General features: G+C 64.3%; 21 protein-coding genes. 10 read left to right on the forward strand and 11 right to left on the reverse strand.

The annotated features are described in order from the left end of the window. Positions 1–17: 17 nt before the first annotated feature. From folK to HAP54_RS29990, 5 genes are all read right to left on the reverse strand, one after another. Positions 18–509, reverse strand: coding sequence for a 2-amino-4-hydroxy-6-hydroxymethyldihydropteridine diphosphokinase (gene folK, locus HAP54_RS29970; RefSeq protein WP_166293680.1), 492 nt, complete (start codon positions 507–509; stop codon positions 18–20). A 6-nt stretch (positions 510–515) separates the two neighbouring features. Then, positions 516–908 carry a dihydroneopterin aldolase gene (gene folB, locus HAP54_RS29975; RefSeq protein ID WP_166293682.1) on the reverse strand — a complete coding sequence of 131 codons (393 nt, stop codon included), beginning with the start codon at positions 906–908 and terminating at the stop codon, positions 516–518. Further along, positions 905–1,762 (reverse strand): dihydropteroate synthase, encoded by an 858-nt coding sequence (gene folP, locus HAP54_RS29980; RefSeq protein WP_166293684.1) that lies wholly within the window; start codon positions 1,760–1,762, stop codon positions 905–907. Before folP ends, folB begins: the two co-directional genes overlap by 4 nt. Positions 1,763–1,863: 101 nt before the next feature. Continuing rightward, a complete protein-coding gene (locus tag HAP54_RS29985) occupies positions 1,864–2,271 on the reverse strand; it encodes a DUF4332 domain-containing protein (protein WP_166293686.1) in 408 nt (135 codons plus the stop codon). A gap of 56 nt (positions 2,272–2,327) precedes the next feature. After that, the gene (locus HAP54_RS29990; protein ID WP_029082072.1) at positions 2,328–2,693 is read right to left on the reverse strand and encodes a hypothetical protein; all 366 of its coding nucleotides are present in this window, start codon (positions 2,691–2,693) and stop codon (positions 2,328–2,330) included. 371 nt (positions 2,694–3,064) lie between these two features. On the opposite strand from HAP54_RS29990, the gene HAP54_RS29995 reads away from it, so the two are divergent. Continuing rightward, the gene (locus HAP54_RS29995; RefSeq protein ID WP_166293687.1) at positions 3,065–4,690 is read left to right on the forward strand and encodes a helicase HerA-like domain-containing protein; all 1,626 of its coding nucleotides are present in this window, start codon (positions 3,065–3,067) and stop codon (positions 4,688–4,690) included. A 96-nt stretch (positions 4,691–4,786) separates the two neighbouring features. Then, positions 4,787–6,187: a M20/M25/M40 family metallo-hydrolase gene (locus tag HAP54_RS30000; RefSeq protein WP_166293689.1), complete on the forward strand. Its 1,401-nt coding sequence runs from the start codon at positions 4,787–4,789 to the stop codon at positions 6,185–6,187. A gap of 105 nt (positions 6,188–6,292) precedes the next feature. On the opposite strand, the gene HAP54_RS30005 is transcribed toward HAP54_RS30000, so the two are convergent. The 3 genes from HAP54_RS30005 to HAP54_RS30015 form a co-directional block, all read right to left on the reverse strand. Then, complete coding sequence (locus HAP54_RS30005) at positions 6,293–7,072, reverse strand: class II aldolase/adducin family protein (protein WP_166293691.1); 780 nt, start codon at positions 7,070–7,072, stop codon at positions 6,293–6,295. Between the two features lie 83 nt (positions 7,073–7,155). Beyond that, on the reverse strand, positions 7,156–7,683 hold the full coding sequence (locus HAP54_RS30010) for a carboxymuconolactone decarboxylase family protein (protein WP_166293693.1): 528 nt from the start codon (positions 7,681–7,683) through the stop codon (positions 7,156–7,158). Between the two features lie 51 nt (positions 7,684–7,734). Next, positions 7,735–8,142 (reverse strand): DUF1330 domain-containing protein, encoded by a 408-nt coding sequence (locus HAP54_RS30015; protein WP_166293695.1) that lies wholly within the window; start codon positions 8,140–8,142, stop codon positions 7,735–7,737. Between the two features lie 112 nt (positions 8,143–8,254). Here HAP54_RS30015 and HAP54_RS30020 point away from each other — a divergent pair, with 112 nt between their 5' ends. The 3 genes from HAP54_RS30020 (at position 8,255) to HAP54_RS30030 (ending at position 10,286) form a co-directional block, all read left to right on the forward strand. Further along, positions 8,255–9,208 carry a LysR family transcriptional regulator gene (locus HAP54_RS30020; RefSeq protein WP_166293697.1) on the forward strand — a complete coding sequence of 318 codons (954 nt, stop codon included), beginning with the start codon at positions 8,255–8,257 and terminating at the stop codon, positions 9,206–9,208. Next, a protein-coding gene (locus tag HAP54_RS30025; RefSeq protein ID WP_166293531.1) for an IS630 family transposase occupies positions 9,169–10,115 on the forward strand; the annotation gives its coding sequence in 2 pieces (ribosomal slippage) (positions 9,169–9,508 and positions 9,508–10,115; 948 coding nt in all). The genes HAP54_RS30020 and HAP54_RS30025 overlap by 40 nt, the downstream gene beginning before the upstream one ends. 27 nt (positions 10,116–10,142) lie before the next feature. After that, positions 10,143–10,286: a hypothetical protein gene (locus HAP54_RS30030; protein WP_166293699.1), complete on the forward strand. Its 144-nt coding sequence runs from the start codon at positions 10,143–10,145 to the stop codon at positions 10,284–10,286. A gap of 122 nt (positions 10,287–10,408) precedes the next feature. Here the strand turns inward: HAP54_RS30030 and HAP54_RS30035 are convergent, their stop codons facing one another. Beyond that, positions 10,409–12,058: a glycosyltransferase family 39 protein gene (locus HAP54_RS30035; protein ID WP_166293701.1), complete on the reverse strand. Its 1,650-nt coding sequence runs from the start codon at positions 12,056–12,058 to the stop codon at positions 10,409–10,411. 337 nt (positions 12,059–12,395) lie between these two features. Between HAP54_RS30035 and HAP54_RS30040 the strand changes: the two genes are divergently transcribed. From HAP54_RS30040 to HAP54_RS30050, 3 genes are all read left to right on the forward strand, one after another. Beyond that, positions 12,396–13,301, forward strand: coding sequence for a DUF308 domain-containing protein (locus HAP54_RS30040; RefSeq protein WP_166293703.1), 906 nt, complete (start codon positions 12,396–12,398; stop codon positions 13,299–13,301). 279 nt (positions 13,302–13,580) lie between these two features. Further along, positions 13,581–14,924: an IS1380-like element ISBdi2 family transposase gene (locus HAP54_RS30045; RefSeq protein WP_166204320.1), complete on the forward strand. Its 1,344-nt coding sequence runs from the start codon at positions 13,581–13,583 to the stop codon at positions 14,922–14,924. A gap of 188 nt (positions 14,925–15,112) precedes the next feature. Further along, entirely contained in the window at positions 15,113–15,526 is a 414-nt protein-coding gene (locus tag HAP54_RS30050; protein WP_166293705.1) for a MucR family transcriptional regulator, read from the forward strand. 4 nt (positions 15,527–15,530) lie between these two features. Here HAP54_RS30050 and HAP54_RS30055 read toward each other — a convergent pair whose 3' ends face one another. Together HAP54_RS30055 and HAP54_RS30060 are read right to left on the reverse strand one after the other, a co-directional pair. Next, entirely contained in the window at positions 15,531–15,962 is a 432-nt protein-coding gene (locus tag HAP54_RS30055; RefSeq protein WP_029082062.1) for a SufE family protein, read from the reverse strand. Positions 15,963–16,115: 153 nt separating this feature from the next. Continuing rightward, the gene (locus HAP54_RS30060) at positions 16,116–16,499 is read right to left on the reverse strand and encodes a DUF5330 domain-containing protein (protein WP_166215313.1); all 384 of its coding nucleotides are present in this window, start codon (positions 16,497–16,499) and stop codon (positions 16,116–16,118) included. 434 nt (positions 16,500–16,933) lie between these two features. Between HAP54_RS30060 and HAP54_RS30065 the strand changes: the two genes are divergently transcribed. After that, positions 16,934–18,742, forward strand: coding sequence for an ATP-binding protein (locus HAP54_RS30065; RefSeq protein WP_166293707.1), 1,809 nt, complete (start codon positions 16,934–16,936; stop codon positions 18,740–18,742). A gap of 7 nt (positions 18,743–18,749) precedes the next feature. Further along, the gene (locus HAP54_RS30070) at positions 18,750–19,481 is read left to right on the forward strand and encodes a peptidoglycan-binding domain-containing protein (RefSeq protein WP_166293709.1); all 732 of its coding nucleotides are present in this window, start codon (positions 18,750–18,752) and stop codon (positions 19,479–19,481) included. Positions 19,482–19,511: the final 30 nt, after the last annotated feature.

Below are 19,511 nucleotides of genomic sequence, written 5' to 3' on the forward strand. Positions count from 1 at the left end.
TTTGAGGTGGTTTGGCTTTAATCGAGGTCCGCTAGACGGAAAATACCGTCGGCGGAGACCTCGGCCAGCGCGTCGGCGACGCGGCGGCCGGCGATGATGCGGTCCGGAACGATCTCGGCCAGCGGCACCAGCACGAAGGCGCGCTCGAACAGGCGCGGGTGCGGCAGCGTCAGTTCCGGCTTGTTCAGTGTGACGTCGTCATAGGCGATCAGGTCGAGGTCGAGGGTGCGCGGGCCCCAGCGCTGCTCGTTCTTGCGGTCGCGGCCGAACTTGGTTTCGATCTTGTGCAGCGTGAACAGCAGCGCATGCGGATCGAGGCTGGTCTCGATCTCGATGCAGGCATTGATGAAGCTGTCCTGCTGCTGCTCGCCCCAGGGCGGCGTCGAATAATCCGACGAGCGCGCCAACAGCGCCGCCTGCGTCATGCCGCAGATATTTGCGATCGCCTTGCGAAACGTGGTGCGGACGTCGCCGACATTGCCGCCGAGTGCGATCAGGACATCAGCCATCGGGGGTCACCCATGGGGCGGTGAATGCGGCGCTGGATGGCGCGAGCGGGTCAGCACCACGCCGACATCGTCGAAGATCGCGGCGATCGGCGCATGCGGCTTGTGCACGGTGACCTTGACCGCCCTGACGCGCGGGAAGGTGACCAGGATGTCGTCGGCCACCGCGCCGGCGGCGCGCTCGAGCAGCTTGTAGTTGGTGTTCTTGAATGCCGACGTCGCGGTCGCCACCACGTTGGAATAGGAGACCGTGTCGGAGAGGCGGTCGGTACGCGAGGATTCCGAGAGGTCGGTGTAGAGCTCGAGATCGATCACGAAGCGCTGCCCGACCTCGGTCTCATGTTCCATCACGCCATGGCGGGCATGGATGACGATCCCGGTAATGAAGATCGTGTCGGTCATTGCTGTCCCTTGATTGCTGCGGCCACCCGCAGCGCCTGAACGGTTTCCGCGACGTCATGCGCGCGGATGATGCGGGCGCCATTCTGCACGGCGATCAGGTGCGCGGCGATCGAGCCGCCGATCCGCTGTTGCGGCTCCGCAGGCACGACCGTGCTGATGAAGCGCTTGCGCGAGGCGCCGACCAGCACCGGCAGGCCGAAGCAGTCGAGCTCGGCGAGCCGCGCCAGCGCCATCATGCTCTGCTCCGGCGTCTTGCCGAAGCCGATCCCGGGATCGAGCACGATCCGGTCGTCGGCAATGCCGGTGCGCGCGGCAATCTCGAGCGAGCGCTCGAAGAAGGCGGTGATATCGCGCATGATGTCGATCGCCGGATCGGCCTGCTCGCGATTGTGCATGATGATCACGGGCACGCCGCGCGCGGCGACCATTGACGCCATGCCGGCATCGCGCTGCAGGCCCCAGACGTCGTTGGCGATCGCAGCGCCCTGATCGAGCGCCCAGGCCACGACCTCCGATTTCATGCTGTCGATCGAGACCGGCACGCCGAGCGCGATCACCTCGGCCAGCACCGGCTTCAGCCGCGCCATCTCGGCATCGGCGGAGACCGGCTGCGAGCCGTAGGGACGGGTGGATTCCGCGCCGATGTCGATGATGTCGGCGCCCTCGGTGACCAGCCTGCGGGCCTGCGCCAGCGCCTGCTCGGGTGCGACGAACTGTCCGCCATCGGAGAATGAATCCGGCGTCACGTTCAGGATGCCCATCACGGCCGGATAGGGCATCGACAATAGCGCCGGCAGCACCGCTGATACGGCCGTGCCGGCCCCCGCCGATGCTATGGGCTTGGTCGCCATCATGCGGTGGCTTTGCGCTGACGACAGCGGCAAGTCAAGATGTCGCAGGGATGCGTGGGCGCCGGCGGCCGCTGAGTGCCTTTAAGGAAGGCTAATAGGTCACCCTAATAGGTGATTTTCGGAGGCAGCTTGCGTGCCTGTTCGATCAGCAGCTCGACCGATTTCTCCGACGGCATCACGCGGACGAGCTTCCGCCTCACATTGGCGTCCTTCATGCTCTGCGCCAGCCGCGACGGGTTGCGGTGGGCGAGCTCGCGCACCGTGGTGACGCCGGCAGCGCGGACCAGCCCTACCTTCGCCTTGCCCATGCCGGGAATCCGCATGTAGTCGGAGATGTTGGCCCATTCGAGCAGTTGCTGTTCGCTGATCCCGGTCTTGGCGGACAGCTCCTTGCGTCCCTTGACGGTGCGGGCGGCTTCAAGCAGCGCTTCGGTCGTGCGGATACCCTGCGATTTCAGTTTGTTGGCGCAATAGGCGGACAGGCCTTCGATCTCGGAGAGGGGGTATGTCATGATACTCGTATGCAGGTAGAAGGGAGCGCACGCGCAAAAGGCGTTGGGAAAATGCTTCAGGCGAACTGGCTGAGGCCCGGCGTCCCCGAGATGATCTCGCCCATTTGATCCGCTCCGATTTTGTCGCGGCCAAACCTAAAAAGTTCACGCGCGACGTTCTGTATCTCACTCATGCTCAATCCGAGCGCCATCAGCCGGGTGCCGACGGCCATCAGCCCGCCACCCATCAACCGCGATAGACCACCGCTGTTGTTGGCGGTGGCAATCGCCGCTTCGGCGCCGGGGATTTGGTCGATCAGAGCCTGGACCTTGTCGGAAGGTCCCTCGTTACGGAGGAAACCCAGAACGATGCCGATGGTTTTTTCAGCGACAGCACCATCGATGCCGGCCTTCGCGGCCAGCCGTCCAACCAATTCGTCCATATTGCCCCGCCTCAACCGGCTTTAGCCGGATCGTTCTTGAGGATTTATCTTGAGCGCCTGTGTCACGAAATTCAAGCGATCCGCGCATTTCAGTTCGTTTTCTTTTTCGATCGCGCCGTGACTGTTGCCTCGCTGCAAGAGTGAGCGGCGGATTCACACTATCTTGTCGCAATGCGCAATGCCTTTCGTCACTTGGCCGGGAATAAAGTATGAGGAACTGGTGAAGCGACAATCTACGTCGGCACGCGTCGATGGTTTCAATCGACCTGCAAGATGCAATATGATGGCATAGGTTCGACACATCGAACCGGGTTCGACACCGAACCGGGTTCGACATCGAACCAATCTAATCTGCGCGAAGAGGCGAAGCGATGGCGACCTCCGACAACACACTGGCCGATACGGACGAGAAGATTTTTATCGGCAAGGGCGAGGAGACGGCATGGCTGACGCTGGCGCTGGCCAACCGGCATGGCCTTGTCACCGGCGCAACCGGAACCGGCAAGACCGTCTCGCTGCAAGTCATGGCCGAAGGATTTGCACGCGCCGGCGTTCCGGTTTTCGCAGCCGACATCAAGGGCGATCTCTCCGGTATCTCCGAAATCGGCGAGGCCAAGGACTTCATCGTCAAACGCGCCAAGGACATGGGGCTGACGTTCCAGCCGGATCAGTTCTCGACCGTGTTCTGGGACGTGTTCGGCGAGCAGGGCCATCCGGTGCGCGCCACCGTCACCGAAATGGGGCCGCTGTTGCTGTCGCGGATGCTCGACCTGAACGACGTGCAGGAGGGCGTGCTCAATGTCGCCTTCCGTGTCGCCGATGAGAACGGCCTCACGTTGATAGACATGAAGGATCTGCGTGCGCTTCTGGATGCGATCGCGCCCAACGGCAGCAAGAAAGCGGCCGACGACGAGGAAGATCCGCTGGCGCCGATCCGCAAGGCGGCCCAGGGCTACGGCAACGTCTCCAAGGCGACGGTCGGAACGATCCAGCGTCAGCTCCTGGTGCTCGAGAACCAGGGCGGCGCGAAGTTCTTCGGCGAGCCGGCGCTGACGCTGAAGGATTTCATGCGGACCGACCGCGAAGGCCGCGGCATGGTTAACGTCCTCGTCGCCGACAAGCTGATGCAGAGCCCGCGGCTTTACGCCACGTTCCTGCTCTGGATGCTCTCGGAATTGTTCGAGGAATTGCCGGAGGCGGGCGACCTGCCGAAGCCGAAGCTGGTGTTCTTCTTCGACGAGGCGCATCTGTTGTTCACCGACGCGCCGAAGGCGCTGATGGACAAGATCGAGCAGGTGGTGCGGCTGATCCGCTCCAAGGGCGTCGGCGTCTATTTCGTCACGCAGAATCCGATCGACGTGCCGGACAAGGTGCTGGCGCAGCTCGGCAACCGTGTGCAGCACGCGCTGCGCGCCTTCACGCCGCGCGACCAGAAGGCGGTCGCCGCGGCCGCACAGACCTTCCGCCCTAATCCGAAGCTCGACACCGCGCGGGTGATCATGGAGCTCGCCAAGGGCGAGGCGCTGGTGTCGTTCCTCGAGGGCGGCGGCACGCCGTCGATGGTCGAGCGCATTATGGTGCGGCCGCCGTCGGCACGGATCGGGCCGATCACGCCCGAGGAGCGCAAGGCGATCATGGATGCGAGCCCGGTGAAGGGCAAATACGACACCGCTGTTGACGCCGAATCCGCCTACGAGATCATCCAGAAGCGGCTGTCCGGGGCGGCGGCTGCGCCGGCGGATGGTGGCGATGGCAGCGGAGGGGGCGGCATCCTCGGCCAGATCGGCTCGATCGCGGCCACGATCTTCGGCACCAATGTCAAGCGCGGCCGGCTCTCGACCGGGCAGGTGATCGCGCGCAACGTCACGCGCTCGGTCACCGACAAGGTGATCGGCGGCGTGGTTGCCGATCTCGGCAAGTCGGTCGGCGGTTCGGTCGGCGGCTCGATCGGCCGTGCACTGGTGCGCGGCGCGCTCGGCGGAATTCTGCGCCGATAGCATCGCGCCGCTCCGGCCGGCGCGGGCGAGCGGCTTTGCCTCCGCCGGCCGGCGCGCTACAAGTTGGCGCAACGTCCAACCAATAGGATATCCGCGATGTCCAATGCCAAGCTGCAGCCCGTCCTCGACCGCATCGACGCCGATTTCGACAACAGTCTGGAGCGGCTGTTCACGCTCCTGCGGATCAAATCGATCTCGGCCGATCCGGCCTTCGCCAATGACTGCAAGGCGGCCGCCGATCATCTCGCCAAGGATATCGCAACCCTCGGCTTCAAGACCGAGGTGCGGCCGACGGCGGGCCATCCGGCCGTGGTCGGCAAGCTGAACGGCTCGACCGACGGCCGTCCGCATGTGCTGTTCTACGGCCATTACGACGTGCAGCCGGTCGATCCCCTGAATCTCTGGCACCGTCCGCCGTTCGAGCCCGTGGTGACCGACCATGCCGACGGGCGCAAGATCATCGTCGCGCGCGGTGCCGAGGACGACAAGGGACAGCTGATGACCTTTGTCGAGGCGTGTCGCGCCTGGAAGAACGTGACGGGATCGCTGCCGGTCGACATCACCATCGTCATCGAGGGCGAGGAGGAGATCGGCTCGAAGAATTTCGTGCCGTTCCTGGAGGCCAACAAGGATGACCTGAAGGCCGACTTCGCACTGGTCTGCGACACCGGCATGTGGGACCCCAACACGCCGGCGATCACCACCTCACTGCGCGGCCTGGTCTATGACGAGGTCAAGATCAAGGCCGCCAACCGCGACCTGCATTCCGGCGTGTTCGGCGGCGGCGCGCAGAACCCGATCCGCGTGCTGACGCGGATCCTCGGCGGCCTGCATGACGAGAACGGCCACATCACCATCCCCGGCTTCTATGACGGCGTGAAGGATCTGCCGCCGGACATTCTGGCGCAGTGGAAGCAGCTCAATCTGACGCCGGACAGCTTCCTCAAGCCGATCGGTCTCTCGCTGCCGGCCGGCGAAAAGGACCGGCTCCTGATCGAGCAGGTGTCCTCGCGCCCGACCTGCGACATCAACGGCATCGTCGGCGGTTACACCGGCGAGGGCTCGAAGACGGTGATCCCGGCCGAGGCGTCAGCGAAGGTCTCGTTCCGCCTGGTCGAGGGACAGAATCCCGAGAAGATCCGCCAGGCGTTCCGCGACTACGTGAAGGCGCGCGTGCCGGCGGACTGCAAGGCCGAGTTCACCGATCATTCCTCCGCGCCGGCGATCGCGCTCGACTGGAACATGAAGCCGCTCGCGGCCGCCCGCCGCGCGCTGACCGATGAATGGGGCAAGGATGCGCTGCTGGTCGGCTCCGGCGCCTCGATCCCGATCGTCGCCGACTTCAAGCGCACGCTCGGCCTCGACAGCGTGCTGGTCGGCTTCGGGCTCGACGACGACAACATCCATTCGCCGAACGAGAAGTACGACCTCAAGAGCTACCACAAGGGCATCCGCTCCTGGGCGCGGATTCTGGCGGCGTTCGCCGACGCCAAATAGCGCGAGGCACCCTGAACGTAAAAACGCCGCCCGGAATTGGGCGGCGTTTTGATTCTGAACGTGCAGAGGGTGTTGGCGAACAGTTTACCCGAAGATTGTGAAATTTCAATCGCGATAGCCGGGGTTCACCCGGTCGAGCTTGCGCAGCAGCCGCGGCCAGACCAGCTGGGTCGAGCGCAGCTCGGCACGGTCCGGGTTGGACAAGAGCTCGGTGTTCTTGTCGATCGCCTCCGCCTCGACCGGATAGGCGATCGGGCCGAGTGCGCGGGTCGCCACCTGCATCGAGCAGGCGCGCTCCAGATGGTACATCCGCTCGAAGGCGGATGCGACCGAGCGGCCGACCGTCAGCGTGCCGTGATTGCGCAGCAGCATGTGGTTCTTGCCGCCGAGATCGCGCTGCAGGCGCGGGCGCTCGTCGTGATCGAGCGCGATGCCTTCATAGTCGTGATAGGCGAGGTCGTGGGTGACGAGCTGCGCGGTCTGGTTCAGCGGCAGCAGTCCCTCCGGGCTCGACGATACCGCGGTGCCGTCGACGGTGTGCAGATGGAGCACGCAGCCGGCGTCCTCGCGCACCTCGTGGATCGCCGAATGGATGGTGAAGCCGGCCGGGTTGATGCTGTAGTCGCTCTGCGAGAGCTGGTTGCCATCGAGGTCGACCTTGACCGGGCTGGAGGCGGTGATCTCGTCGAACATCAGCCCGTAGGGGTTGATCAGGAAGTGATGCTCCGGTCCGGGCACGCGGGCCGAGATGTGGGGATCGACCAGATCATCCCAGCCGTAGAGCGCGACCAGCCGGTAGCAGGCGGCGAGATTGACCCGCTGTTGCCACTCCGCGTCCGTCATGCCGGACGGAATTTCCTTCAAGCGTGCTTCGGCCGGCGACATGGGTGGGATCTCCCGTGAATATTGGTTGTCTGGGAAGGATAGCCCCGTGTGCTTCCCCCAGCAAGGCACGGGCGGGGTGGCAGTCATGCGTCGGCGGCGTTTCGCGCGGAATGTGCGAGATTGTTGACGAAGTTCGCCAGCATGTTCGCGCCGATCACCGTAGCGATCTCGACGATCTCGGCGTCGCCGAATCCCGCGTCGCGGACGGCCGCGAACTCCACGGCATCGACACCGCCGCGCGCAGCAATCACAGCCTTGGTGAACCGCAAGACCGCGGCCGCAGCCCGGTCCCGCGAGCCGAATGCTGTTGCCGCATCGAGCTCCTGATCGCTAACGTCGGCGCAACGCGCAAGGTGGCGGTGGTTGGCAAGGCAGGAGTTGCAACCGTTTGTGTTGGCGACCGCAATGGCGATCCGTTCGCGCAAGGCTGCCGGCAGCGCTCCGTCCTTCAAGGCGGCGCGCAGTGCGAGGTAGCCGTGCAGGGCCGCCCGCGAATGCGAGAGCACGCGCATCAGGTCAGGCACGAAACCCAACTCCCGCTCGATCGCCGCAATGGATATTGCGCTGTCGCCCGTCAGTCTCTCGATAGCGAGGGGCTTCAGATCAGACATTGTGCTGCTCCCGCGCAACGGGGCCGTCTGGTCGACGGCCCCGGGTCATCGTCAGCTGGCCGGCGGCTTGCAGGCCGAGCAGCCCTCGACAATGAAGGACCGGAAGTTCGCGGCTTTGTCGCGGATCGCCGCGAGCTCCGCTTGCTCGGGCGCATCGTGCCAAGCCTGCGCCTTTGCCAGGCTGTCGAAGATATAGATCGTAATACGATGCGGCAGCGGAGTTCCGGCGACGGCTTCGGCCTTCCCGCCGCGCGCCAGGAAGCGGCCGCCGAATTTGTCGATCAGTTCGCCCTGCCGCTTGGCGTAAGTGGCAAAGCCTGCCTGATCGGTCACGTCGACCTCGTTGACGACATAGGCGGGCGCAGAAGCCGTGCCTTGTGCGTGCAGGCCGGACAACGCGAGGAAGCCGAGGCTAACGGCCGCGGAAGTGACGCACGCGAATTTCGAAGTCGGTGTCATGGCGGTCTCCGTCGAGAGGGGCGAGCATGTTGGTGCTCAACGGCCGTCACCTTGGTACGACAGGGCTATAATCAGAATGGCGAAATATCGCATAGGGGTATAATAACATCTGATGGTTGGGAAACTCACGGATTGGGAACAGCGCATCGGCCGCCGGCTTCGGCTGCGCGACCTGCATGTGCTGGCGTCGGTCACCAAGCTTGGCAGCATGGCGAAGGCGGCTGCGGAGCTTCGGCTCACCCAGCCGGCGATCTCGCAGGCCATCGCGGATCTCGAAGCCGCGCTCGGTGTCCGCTTGCTCGAGCGTTCGCCGCGCGGTGTGTCGCCGACCGCCTATGGCGAGGCGCTGCTCCGGCGCGGCACCGAGGCGTTCGACGCGCTGGCGCAGGGAATCAAGGACATCGAGTTTCTGTCCGATCCCGGCAAGGGCGAGGTATGGGTCGGAACGTCGGAATCCTATATCTCCGGCGGGCTTCTTTCGGCCGTCATTGCCGGACTCGCCGCGCAATATCCACGCATTGTCGTTCACGTCCTCGAGGCGAATACGGCTGCGATGGAATTTCGCGAGTTGCGCGAGCGCAAGGTCGACATGATGCTTGGTCGTATTTCCGGCCCGGTGCGCGACGACGATCTGAAGGTCGACGTTCTCTATGACGAGCCAATCGTGGTTGCCGCCGGCACGAATCATCGTCTCGCCCGGCGCAGGCAGCTCACCCTCGGGGATCTGACCGATGAATCCTGGATTCTTGCGCCGCCGGGTACGGCGGTGCGCGACCTCGTGAGCGGTGCGTTCAGCGCGCAGGGACTTCCGGTGCCGCGATTGGGCGTCACGACCTATTCGATGCAGTTGCGCATGCAACTGATGGCGACCGGTCAGTATCTTACACCGGTGCCGGCTTCATTGCTGCAGTTCAATGCCGAACGCTGGTCGCTAGAGCATTTTCCGACCGGAATGAATCGGGTGGGGATTCCCAAAACGGCGCGAGTCAGATTCAAGCTGCATGCTGGCGAGGGAGGCCAGCATGTATGGCCAGGGCGCTTTCGGTTGATCTTCGTCAAAGGGTGATAGCCGCGATTGACGGTGGCATGTCCTGTCGACAGGCTGCTGAGCGCTTTGGTGTCAGCGCGGCCAGTGCGATCCGCTGGCGCGGTCGCCTCAAGGAAGTTGGCGACATCGTTCCTAAACGCCAGGGCGGTGACCGCAAATCGCAGCGCATCGAAGCGCATTCGCAATTGATTCTGGAGGCAGTGACAGCGAAGCCGGATATCACGCTCGCCGAGTTGCGAGAACTGTTGAAACGTCGTGGAATATCGACTGGCATCGCGTCGCTCTGGCGTTTTTTCCAGCGCAGAAAGATCACACTTAAAAAAAGACAGCGCACGCCGCCGAGCAACGGCGCGGCGATATAAATGCCGCGCGTGAGGAGTGGTTCGAAGGGCAAATCGATCTTGACCCTGAGCGTCTCGTCTTCATCGACGAAACCAGCGCCAACACCAAAATGGCGCGGCTTTACGGCCGCTCGCCACGCGGCGAGCGATGTCGTGCAGCTATCCCACACGGACATTGGAAGACGACGACATTCACCGCTGGATTGCGCTCCGACGGTCTGATCGCGCCGCTTGTTCTGGACGGTCCAATGGATGGCGACGCTTTCCTGGCCTACGTCGAGCAATTGCTCGCCCCATCGCTGCGGCCGGGCGATACCGTTATCATGGACAACTTGCCCGCTCACAAGGTCCATGGCGTTCGAGAGGCCATCCGGGCGGTCGGAGCAAGCCTGCTCTATCTTCCGCCCTACAGTCCAGACTTCAACCCGATCGAAATGGCCTTCTCTAAACTGAAAGCCCTGTTGCGGGCCGCCGCAGCGCGCACCATGCCCGATCTCTGGCAAGCAATCGCCAACGCTCTCAAGCGCTTCTCACCCGAGGAATGCCAAAATTATCTCGTCGCGGCTGGTTACGACGCAACGTGATCGGAAAATGCTCTAACGGGCTTGCCGGTGTCGCTCGGAAAGCCCTTGCCGGTCGCCATCGTTACGTTGAAGCACCGGCTGCTTCATCCGGCTGCGCAGCTGCTGATCGAGCAGGCGCGGAAGGCGACGGCTTCGAAGGCCGGCACGACAAAACGTGCCACGCGAGGCTAGAGCATTTTTGGTTGCGATTGAATCAGAACCGAAGCTCTAGCTTTTTGTCTTGACGCGTTCTCTTCACACGAACCGGCGTCCACTTCGCTCGAAGACGCTCCAGGCGGTCCTGGTATCGCGCGCTACGGCGCCGGGATCGCCAGCAGGCTCGAGATGCTGCGGCCGCGGATGTCGTAGACGCGGGCGAACACGACGTCGTCGCGCTTGATCTCGACCATCACAGGGGCGGTGAGGCCCTTGCAGTAGAATTCGCCGAGCGTCATGGCGAAGTCGGCGGCATTGCTGTCCCAGCCTATCGTGAAGTCGGGCCCGAGCGCGACCTGCGCGGGGCGCTGCGGTCCGCACACAGCGACCTTCCACTTGCGATGCTGCGGCGGCACTTCCTGCCGCTCCGCCAACTGCTCACGCAGCCCGTCCGACGCCTGCTTCAGCGCCAGGCCCCAATAGTCCAGCATGAAGAAGTTGTCCGCGGTCCGCACCGTGCCGGCGATGTGGTTGAAGTGCGTGTACTGATAGGGATGCAGGCGGATCATTTCGCTGAACGGCAGCAGCAGGCCGAACGCGAACACGGCGAGCGCCGCAGGCTGCCAGGCGCGGCGGTTCTCGCCGAGCCAATCCATGCCGCGGGCGAATGCGACGCCGGCGAGCACCGCCATCGGCGGGATCACGAAGATGAAATGGCGGATGCCGTTGTAGAGCGCCGGCCGCTTCACCATCGCGATCACCAGCGGCAGCGTCGCCGCCAGCGTCAGCATCAGCATGATCGACTTGCGCTTCGCCGGCACCTCGGTGCGCGACAGTGACATGAAGGTGATGACGATGGCTGCGGTCAGCAGCACCAGCAGCACTTCGGGCAGTTGCAGCGCGAACAGGGTGGGCAGATAGGACCACGGCATGTCCGGCACCGACACCAGCGCGCCGTCGAACATCTCCTTCCACGGCTTCTCGAAGAAGTGCGAGAAATAGGTCACCGCTTCGAACGGATGCCCGGGCTCCATGATCGACCACGGCCAGATCAGGCCCATCACGAGATAGCCGAACACAAGCCCCGGCAGCAGCACATAGATGACATGGGCAAAGCGATGGGTGGCCTCGCGCGCGCCCTGCTTGCGGAGTTCCTCGATCCACAGCGGAGCGAAGCCGACGACGGCGTAGATCAATGCGAGCCCGCCGAGGACGCGGCAGCCGATCGACAGGCCGGCCCCTAAGCCCACGATCAGGATCGTGCGCGGCGAGGGCGCTGGATATTCTTCCATCAGGCGGACGAGGCCCATGATCAGGATCACCATCGCCACGGCGAACGGCGCATCCTTCGGATTCATGAACATGTGGCCGTAGAAGGTCGGGCACAGCGCCAGCAGCAAGAGCGCCGCCAGTCCCGCCAGCGGACCACCGACGCGGCGCGCCAGGCGCCAGGTGACCGCAAGGCCGATCACGCCGACGATCGCGCCGAGCAGGCGGCGTGTCTCGAACAGTTCGAGCGGGATGATCTTGTGCAGCAGGGCAGCTGCCATATCGAAGCCGCCGCCGTACATATAGAGGTTGGCAAACGACAGCGCGCCGGTGTCCTTGAACCCGGACCCGTACATGCGCAGCAGCAGGTCGGCGTATTCAGCGTGGGTGTAATCGTCCCAGCCCAGGCCGTAATCGCGGAATGTGAGACCGGCGACCACGGCGACCACGCCGAGGACGAGGAATGCGAGATCGTCGCAGGTCTTCTCCATCGAGCGCCGCGCAGGCGCCTCGAATGCAGACGTCGTAATCGATGACATAGCTAGTGGTACCGGCGTGCCTGTGGCCCTGTTTGGCGCTTTAGGGCCTCATTCCCCGGCATCCATAGCGCAGTTCCGTTTCCAAGTAATTGGTAATTGTGGCGTAATTTCCCAGATGCATTGCAATATATTGGCAGCAATTCGTCGTCAGTAAATTTACGGGAGCTGTGCTGCGGCGCAGTCGTTGGGAGCGCGATCTGCCGCGCGGAGCGCTGGTTAAGCGGGATGTTAGGGAACTCTACCTACAATTGGCGGTTGGCGGTGTGGGCACTATGACGGTATCGTGGCGTCGGTGGCTCGCGCCGATTTTCGGTCGGGTCTCCCGGGGGTTAGTTCGATGAAGGTTGGTCTGTTGGTCGTCGGTGCGGGCCTGGTTTTGGCAGGCTTGGCGGCGGTCGGCTTGGGAATCCAGGACAAGGAGTTCAGCTTCGGCAGCACCATGATCCTGGTCGGCGTGACCGGTGTATGCTCGGGCGCGATCGTCCTGGGCCTCGCCGCGGTCGTACGCGAGCTCCAGGCCATGGGCGGACGGCTCGACGCGGTTGTTGCCACGGGTATCCGGTCCGGGGGCCCGTCGCCGTCTGCAACTTCCCCGCGCAACGCTCCCGACGATCCGGTGTTCCCGCCGCCGCGTGAGCCAAAGGTCGCGGCGCCTCCGCCGCTCGCTCCATCGGTCCAGCCATCCGCGCCCGCGGCGCCACCGCCCTGGCACGACGAAATCCCCCAGCGTGGCGCGTCTGGCGAGCTGCCGCCGCCGGGCGCAACGCCCACCGACGGCGAAGGGCCGCCCAAGCGGCGCAACCTGCTGTTCTCGTCCTCGCGGAAGGAGCGCGACAGGACCCAGGGGCGCGCTGCTGCCGAGCCGCTCACGCCGGATCTGTTGTCGCCGGAACTGCGTCCAAATCCTTCCGCTGCGGCCGAGGCTGCGCCGGCAACCTTCGACGATGCCTGGCCGAAGGCCGAGCGACCGAGATCGGTCGATGTCGCCCCGCGGCGTACGCCCCGGCCGTCAACCTTCGGCGAGACCCAGTCGGCCGCCGCCGCGCCGTCGCCGTCGCCGTCATCAGGCCATCCGCCGGCGCCGCAGGAGCAGCCCCCGGTCACCGTGCTCAAATCGGGCGTCGTCGACGGCATGGCCTATTCGCTCTATTCGGACGGATCGATCGAAGCGCAGATGCCCGAGGGCATGATGCGGTTCGCCTCGATCGACGAGCTCAGGTCGCATCTCGAGCAGCGGCCGTAGATCCGCGCCAATACTTGCGAGCCGCCGGCGCGAAGCCTAAAATTCGGCCGTTCTTGTCAGGCTTGCTGCAATCCGCTCATATTCGCCAAGTAGTACGCGATTCCATTTATGTATTGCTGCACATGGATACTGTCCGGTGGGCGCCGGGCCGTCGCTAGCCCGTCTTATTCGTCAGAGTGCGCCTGAGAGGCTGGCGAGCGTGGTGTAAAGCGCTGATGCGGCGTAGGATTCGGTTGCAAAGCCAACCCCATCACCTCAACCGCGAACGCCAGGCCCGCCATGACCGATGATACGATTCTGCCCTTCTCGTTTCCAGCCGTTCACGCCAAGAAAGTCACAGCTGCCTTCGATGGCGGTCGGCTGACCTCGAACGGGGGCGTGATGCTTCTGGCGATGGCCGAGCGGCGTCTCGGCTTGGCCGACAATTTGGCCCGGGTGTTCCCGGATCGGCGCGATCCGACGCGGGTCGTGCACAGCCTTGTCGATATGTTCCGCGCGCGCATGTTCGCGATCTGCTGCGGCTACGAGGACGCCGACGACCTCGATCATCTGCGGTCCGATCCCGCATTCAAGCTGGCCTGCGGACGGCTGCCGGACACGGGTCGCGATCTGTGTTCCCAACCGACGCTGTCGCGGCTGGAGAATGCTCCGCGCCTGCGCGACGTGATCCGACTGACCTACACTTTGGTCGACGCATGGATGGATAGCTACCCGCGCGAGCCGGCATCCGTCACGCTCGACATCGATGATACCTGCGATGTCGTCCACGGCCATCAGCAGCTCTCGCTGTTCAACGCTCATTATGACGAACGCTGCTTCCTGCCGATCCACGTCTACGACACGGAGAAGAGCCGGCCCGTGGCGGTCGTGTTGCGGCCCGGCAAGACGCCGGGCGGCGTCGAGGTGCGTGCCCATCTGCGCCGCCTGATACGGCATATCCGGACGCGGTGGCACAACACGCGAATTACGTTCCGTGGCGACGGGCACTATGCCCGGCCGGAGGCAATGGCGTGGTGCGAGACCAACGGCATCGACTACATCTTCGGTCTGTCCGGCACCAAGCCGCTCGCCAGAAAACTCGACGAGGCCGCCGACGACATCCGCACGCGACGCGCCATCGAGAACCTGCCGGTTCTGCGTGGCTATACCGAGACGCGCCACAAGGCCAAGTCCTGGGATCGCGAACGGCGTACCGTCGCCCGTATTGAGGCGACGATGCTCGGCCTCGACATCCGTTTCGTCGTCACCAGCCTCGATGTCGGCTCGGCCGAGTGGATCTACGACAGCCTGTATTGCGCGCGCGGCCAAGCCGAGAATCTGATCAAGCTGCATAAGACACAGCTCGCCTCCGATCGCACCAGCTGCCGTTCGGCGCTCGCCAATCAAGTCCGCCTCGTTCTCCACACCGCCGCTTATTGGCTGATGCTGACCGTGCGCGACGCGATTCCCAAAGCCCGGGAATTGGCCACAGCCGAGTTCGCGACGCTGCGTCTTCGTCTCTTGAAACTCGCTGCCCGTGTCGTCGAGACCACGAGCCGCATTCGCCTTGCGTTTGCCGCGGCATGTCCCGAAGCCGACCTGATCCGCGGCTTGCCAGGCGCGCTGCTGCCGCTCGGTCCTTGACCGGCGGGGCGTCCGCCCCCCGTTCGCCCAACCCATCCCTCAAGCGCGTTGCAAAGTACGGGTCGTCAGGCGGTGAAAAGCCGAAGGCAATCCCGCGCGCCTCGTCAGAGCAGATGTGCGGCCACATCAATCGGACTAAAAAAAGCACTCTCACGAATAGGACGGGCTAGCACGGGGAAGATTGAGCCATGTCCGATATCTCAGGCAAAACGCCGGTCGAGCTGACCGCAAACATCGTTTCGGCCTATCTCAGCAACAATCCGACGCCGGCCTCGGATATTCCGAACCTGATCAGCCAGGTCCACGCCGCCTTGCTGCGGGTGTCGAGCGGGCGCAGCGACACGCCGAGCGAGCCGGCCAGGCCTGCGGTGTCGATGAAGAAGTCGATCACGCCGGAATATCTGGTGTGTCTCGAAGACGGCAAGCGCTTCAAGTCGCTCAAGCGCCATCTGCGCACCCAGTACAACATGACGCCGGAGCAATATCGCGACAAATGGGGGCTGCCGGCCGATTATCCGATGGTGGCGCCGAACTACGCGGTGGCGCGATCGCAACTCGCCAAGAAGATGGGACTGGGCCAGCAGACCCGGAAGCGGAAGTAGGGGTTTACGCGGCGGACGCCAGCGCCTCGCGCGCATCGTTGCGGATGCGATCGACCATCGAGCGGAGACCGTTGGAACGCTGCGGCGTCAGATGGTCGCGGAAGCCGAATTCGTCGAACAGCGCGAGCGCATCGGTGGCGAGGATGTCCTTCGGCGTATGCCCGGAAAACAGCGTCAGCACGATCGCGACCAGGCCGCGCACGATGTGGGCATCGCTGTCGCCGACATAGATCAGGCGGGGTTTGCCATTGGCATCGCGCTCGACCCGTTTCGACAGCCAGACCTGGCTGACGCAGCCCTGCACCTTGTTCTCGGCCGAGTGCTCCGCTTCCGACAACGGCTCGAGCGTGCGGCCGAGCTCGATGACGTAGCGGTAGCGGTCGTCCCACTCGTCCAGCAGCGCAAAATTGTCCCTGATTTCGTCGATCGTCGTCATCGTGGCCCGCGTCCTATCCTTAACGGCTTATATAGGGAAGGCGGGCCGCGAAAGCGACGAAAATGGAACCGGTTCCGCGGCTATTATTGTTTCGACCTGTCTTCTTGACGCGAACCGGTACCCACTTCGCTCGAAAACGCTGCTATTTTCAGCTCATGGCGTCGGCGGCAGGCGGAATTCGATCGTCTGATCGTCCGCGGTCAGCGTGTCGCGGGATGCGGCAAGGGCTGACGCGGTATCGTCGCCGCCGATCGAGCCGGTGTGGTCCGGCGGCTTCTTGTCGGTGATGATCTGGTAGAGCTTGCGCGCGCCGTCGGTTGCGCGCTGACCGATCGCGGTCGCGGCCTGGCCGCCGACTTCGCAGGCGGAAGGCTGGCGCTTGCAGAACTGACCCATGTCGTTGATCGTCGCCGTCGCGGCCGACACCGCGTCCGACGCGTTGATCTGCGGCACCTTGTCCGCTTCGGGTGTTTTGTCTCTCGGCAGCAGCACGAGCACAAGCCCGAGCCAGAATGCCAAACGCAGCAGGAAGAACATGGCGCGATCCCGGTCGTCTATCTTGTCTTTTGCTTCTTGCGCGGTCGATGCCGCTATTGCCCTCAGGCTTAGCAGCGGTCGATAAACCGGAAGTATCCGCATTGAAGTAAATCCGCCCAAAAATCGCGGAAAATCCGCCTGAATTGATTCGCCGTAAATTTTCGATTGATGGCTGCATGTGCGCGCCGAGTGCGCAGATTGCGCCGCGTCCACCCTTTCGAAACCATAGATTGTCGCATCCGGAAACCAGTCGTTCACCATCCCCGACAAATGGGCGGTGAATGGCTGCGTCAAAGCCTCGCCAATGCACGGTGTTTGGCAGCAGGCCGCATTGCCTTAGCGTTCGCTTAAGTTCGCTCTGACACGTTGACCTGCAATCACCAAGGAGGCGTTCCGGCGCGTCTGTCTGACGACTAAGCCGAAGCGCGAGTGCTGTGAGTAGTTTGAGTCTGATCCGCGATTGCCTGGATGCGCTGCTGCATCCGTCGGCGCAATATGATGCGCTGACGCGTGCGCGCCATCGTGCCTTCATGGCGCCGCGGCTGCTCGGCAGCCTGGCGGCGCTCGCTTCCTTTCCGGCCTTCCTGGCGATGCGCGGTGCGCCCACAGCGATCGAGGTCGCGGCATTTGCCTGGCTGATCGCGCCGATCCTGCTGTCATGGTTCCTGTCGCGCACCGGCCGCTATGAAGGCGCGCATGTGCTGTCGTCGCTGGCGCTCGCGGGTCTCGTGATGATGATCGCGGCGTCCACCGGCGGCATCGCGTCGTTCGCCACGGTTTGGCTCGTCGTGATTCCGATCGAGGCCGCATTGTCGGCCTCGCGGCGCGTGGTCGCCTTTGCGTTCGCGTTGGCGATGATCTGCGCGGCGTTGCTCAGCGTGCTCGGCCATTATCACCTGCTGCCGTTCGCCGATCCCGCGGTCGCGACCAACAGCACGCTGATCGGGTTCGGCGTCGTGTCGGCGATCTTCTATGCGGCCGGGCTCGCCTTCGGCGCGGAATCGCTGGCGCGCACCAGCGTGGCGCTGCTCTATGTCGAGGAGGAGCGTTACCGCCTGCTCGCGCACAACATGAGCGACGTGCTGTCGCGGCACAGCCGCAACGGCGCGGTACGCTTCATTTCGCCTGGGGTCGAGATCATGCTCGGCGTGCCGGCATCGCGGCTGTTGGGCCACGGCCTGTTCGACCGCGTTCATGTCGCCGATCGCCCGGCCTATCTCACCGCGCTGTCGGACGCGGCACGCGGCGAGTCCCGCAGCGTCGAGTTCCGGGTGCGCCGCGACGCCGCGCGCGGCGAGACCGCCGAATTCATCTGGGCCGAGATGCGCTGCCGTCCGCTGGAGCAGACCGCCGCCGATGCCGAGGTCGTCGCGGTGATCCGCGATGTCACCGATCGCAAGGTGCAGGAGCAGGCGCTGGAACAGGCGCGCAACGCGGCCGAGCAGGCCGATGCCTCGAAGACGCGCTTCCTCGCCACCATGAGCCACGAGCTGCGGACCCCGCTCAATGCCATCATCGGCTTCTCCGAGATGATCGCGCAGGAAGACGTGCTCGGGCTCGACGCGGCGCGCCGGAAGGAATATGCGCAGCTGATCAACGACTCCGGCCAGCATCTGTTGTCCGTCGTCAACGGCATCCTCGACATGTCGAAGATGGAGTCCGGCAATTTCGAGATTTCGCCGGAGCCGTTTGCGCCGCGGCCGGCGCTAATCAATTGCTGCAATCTGGTGGCGCTGAAGGCGCGCGAGAGCGGTGTGGACCTCGTCACCCGCGTGCCCGACGATCTGCCGATCGTGAATGGCGATCCGCGCGCGTTCAAGCAGATCGTCCTCAATCTGGTTTCCAACGCCATCAAGTTCACCGAGCGCGGCGGCAAGGTGACCGTATCGGCCAGCGTCGAGGGGGCGCGCCTGCTGCTGCGCGTCTCGGACACCGGCGTCGGCATCGCCGCCGACGATCTCAAGCGGATCGGCGATCCGTTCTTCCAGGCCGGCAAGACCTATCAGCGCCGCCACGAAGGCACCGGCCTTGGCCTGTCCATCGTCAAGGGACTGGTCGGCCTGCATAACGGCGAAATGAACGTGGAGAGCAAGGTCGGCGAGGGCACCATCGTGTCGGTCGCGCTGCCGCTGGCGTTCACCCCGCCGGCCGCGGTCGAGCCGTCCAGCAATGTCTCGACCCTGAAGCCCGCGCTGCGGTCCGGATTACAAGAGCAAACCCATCAGGTGAAGAAGAGTGCCTAGACAGACTTTGGATGACGATGAAACGCCGCGCCGTCGCCGCGGCGCCAAGGCAGTGGCCATCGCGGCCGAGGAAGAACGTGGCCTCGTGCTGCGTCTGCTGCTGCACAGTCCGAAGGATCTCGTCGCGGGCGTGCTGGCCGTTTCCGCCATCGTTGCGATCCTGATCAATGCGCTGTTCCTGCAGGCCGGCCGTCATCCGTCGCCGATGTTCGGCGGTTCGGTCGTGACGCTGCCGCCGCCGGCACCGCCTGTAGCGGCCGCCAGTCCGTTGCCGCGTCCGCGCCCGGCCGAGGCCGCCGCTGCCATGGAGCCACCCAGGCCGGTCGAGGTGAAGCCCGTGGAGACCAAAGCGGTCGAAGCAAGGCCTGTCGAATCCAAACCCGTTGAAGCAAGATCCGCCGAACCCAAGCCGGTTGATGCGAAGCCGGTCGATCCGATGGCGAGCCTGGTGATGAAGTCGACCGCCGCGCCGCCGGCCGCCGCACCGTCGAGCGTCATTCGTCCGCCGGCACCCATCCCGACGGCGCATCTGAGCCCGGCCGGAAAACGCATCGCCGCGGTCCAGCGTACGCTGACCGAATATGGCTACGGCCAGCTCAAGCCGACCGGCACGATCGGTGCGGACACGCAGACTGCAATCGCGAAGTTCGAGCGCGCCCGCAAGCTGCCGGTGACCGGGCAGATGTCCGATCGCCTGGTGCACGAACTCAGCGTGATGATCGGGCATTCGATCGAGTAGTTCTCCGCGACGGCATTGAAAAAGTGTGTT

This window comes from Bradyrhizobium sp. 2S1, assembly GCF_011516625.5.
Lineage (GTDB): Bacteria > Pseudomonadota > Alphaproteobacteria > Rhizobiales > Xanthobacteraceae > Bradyrhizobium > Bradyrhizobium septentrionale.

Coding starts and splice junctions, on each gene's coding strand:
- folK (WP_166293680.1), bottom strand. CDS start 509: ATGGCTGATGTCCTGATCGCACTCGGCGGCAATGTCGGCGACGTCCGC.
- folB (WP_166293682.1), bottom strand. CDS start 908: ATGACCGACACGATCTTCATTACCGGGATCGTCATCCATGCCCGCCAT.
- folP (WP_166293684.1), bottom strand. CDS start 1,762: ATGATGGCGACCAAGCCCATAGCATCGGCGGGGGCCGGCACGGCCGTA.
- HAP54_RS29985 (WP_166293686.1), bottom strand. CDS start 2,271: ATGACATACCCCCTCTCCGAGATCGAAGGCCTGTCCGCCTATTGCGCC.
- HAP54_RS29990 (WP_029082072.1), bottom strand. CDS start 2,693: ATGGACGAATTGGTTGGACGGCTGGCCGCGAAGGCCGGCATCGATGGT.
- HAP54_RS29995 (WP_166293687.1), top strand. CDS start 3,065: ATGGCGACCTCCGACAACACACTGGCCGATACGGACGAGAAGATTTTT.
- HAP54_RS30000 (WP_166293689.1), top strand. CDS start 4,787: ATGTCCAATGCCAAGCTGCAGCCCGTCCTCGACCGCATCGACGCCGAT.
- HAP54_RS30005 (WP_166293691.1), bottom strand. CDS start 7,072: ATGTCGCCGGCCGAAGCACGCTTGAAGGAAATTCCGTCCGGCATGACG.
- HAP54_RS30010 (WP_166293693.1), bottom strand. CDS start 7,683: ATGTCTGATCTGAAGCCCCTCGCTATCGAGAGACTGACGGGCGACAGC.
- HAP54_RS30015 (WP_166293695.1), bottom strand. CDS start 8,142: ATGACACCGACTTCGAAATTCGCGTGCGTCACTTCCGCGGCCGTTAGC.
- HAP54_RS30020 (WP_166293697.1), top strand. CDS start 8,255: ATGGTTGGGAAACTCACGGATTGGGAACAGCGCATCGGCCGCCGGCTT.
- HAP54_RS30035 (WP_166293701.1), bottom strand. CDS start 12,058: ATGTCATCGATTACGACGTCTGCATTCGAGGCGCCTGCGCGGCGCTCG.
- HAP54_RS30040 (WP_166293703.1), top strand. CDS start 12,396: ATGAAGGTTGGTCTGTTGGTCGTCGGTGCGGGCCTGGTTTTGGCAGGC.
- HAP54_RS30045 (WP_166204320.1), top strand. CDS start 13,581: ATGACCGATGATACGATTCTGCCCTTCTCGTTTCCAGCCGTTCACGCC.
- HAP54_RS30050 (WP_166293705.1), top strand. CDS start 15,113: ATGTCCGATATCTCAGGCAAAACGCCGGTCGAGCTGACCGCAAACATC.
- HAP54_RS30055 (WP_029082062.1), bottom strand. CDS start 15,962: ATGACGACGATCGACGAAATCAGGGACAATTTTGCGCTGCTGGACGAG.
- HAP54_RS30060 (WP_166215313.1), bottom strand. CDS start 16,499: ATGTTCTTCCTGCTGCGTTTGGCATTCTGGCTCGGGCTTGTGCTCGTG.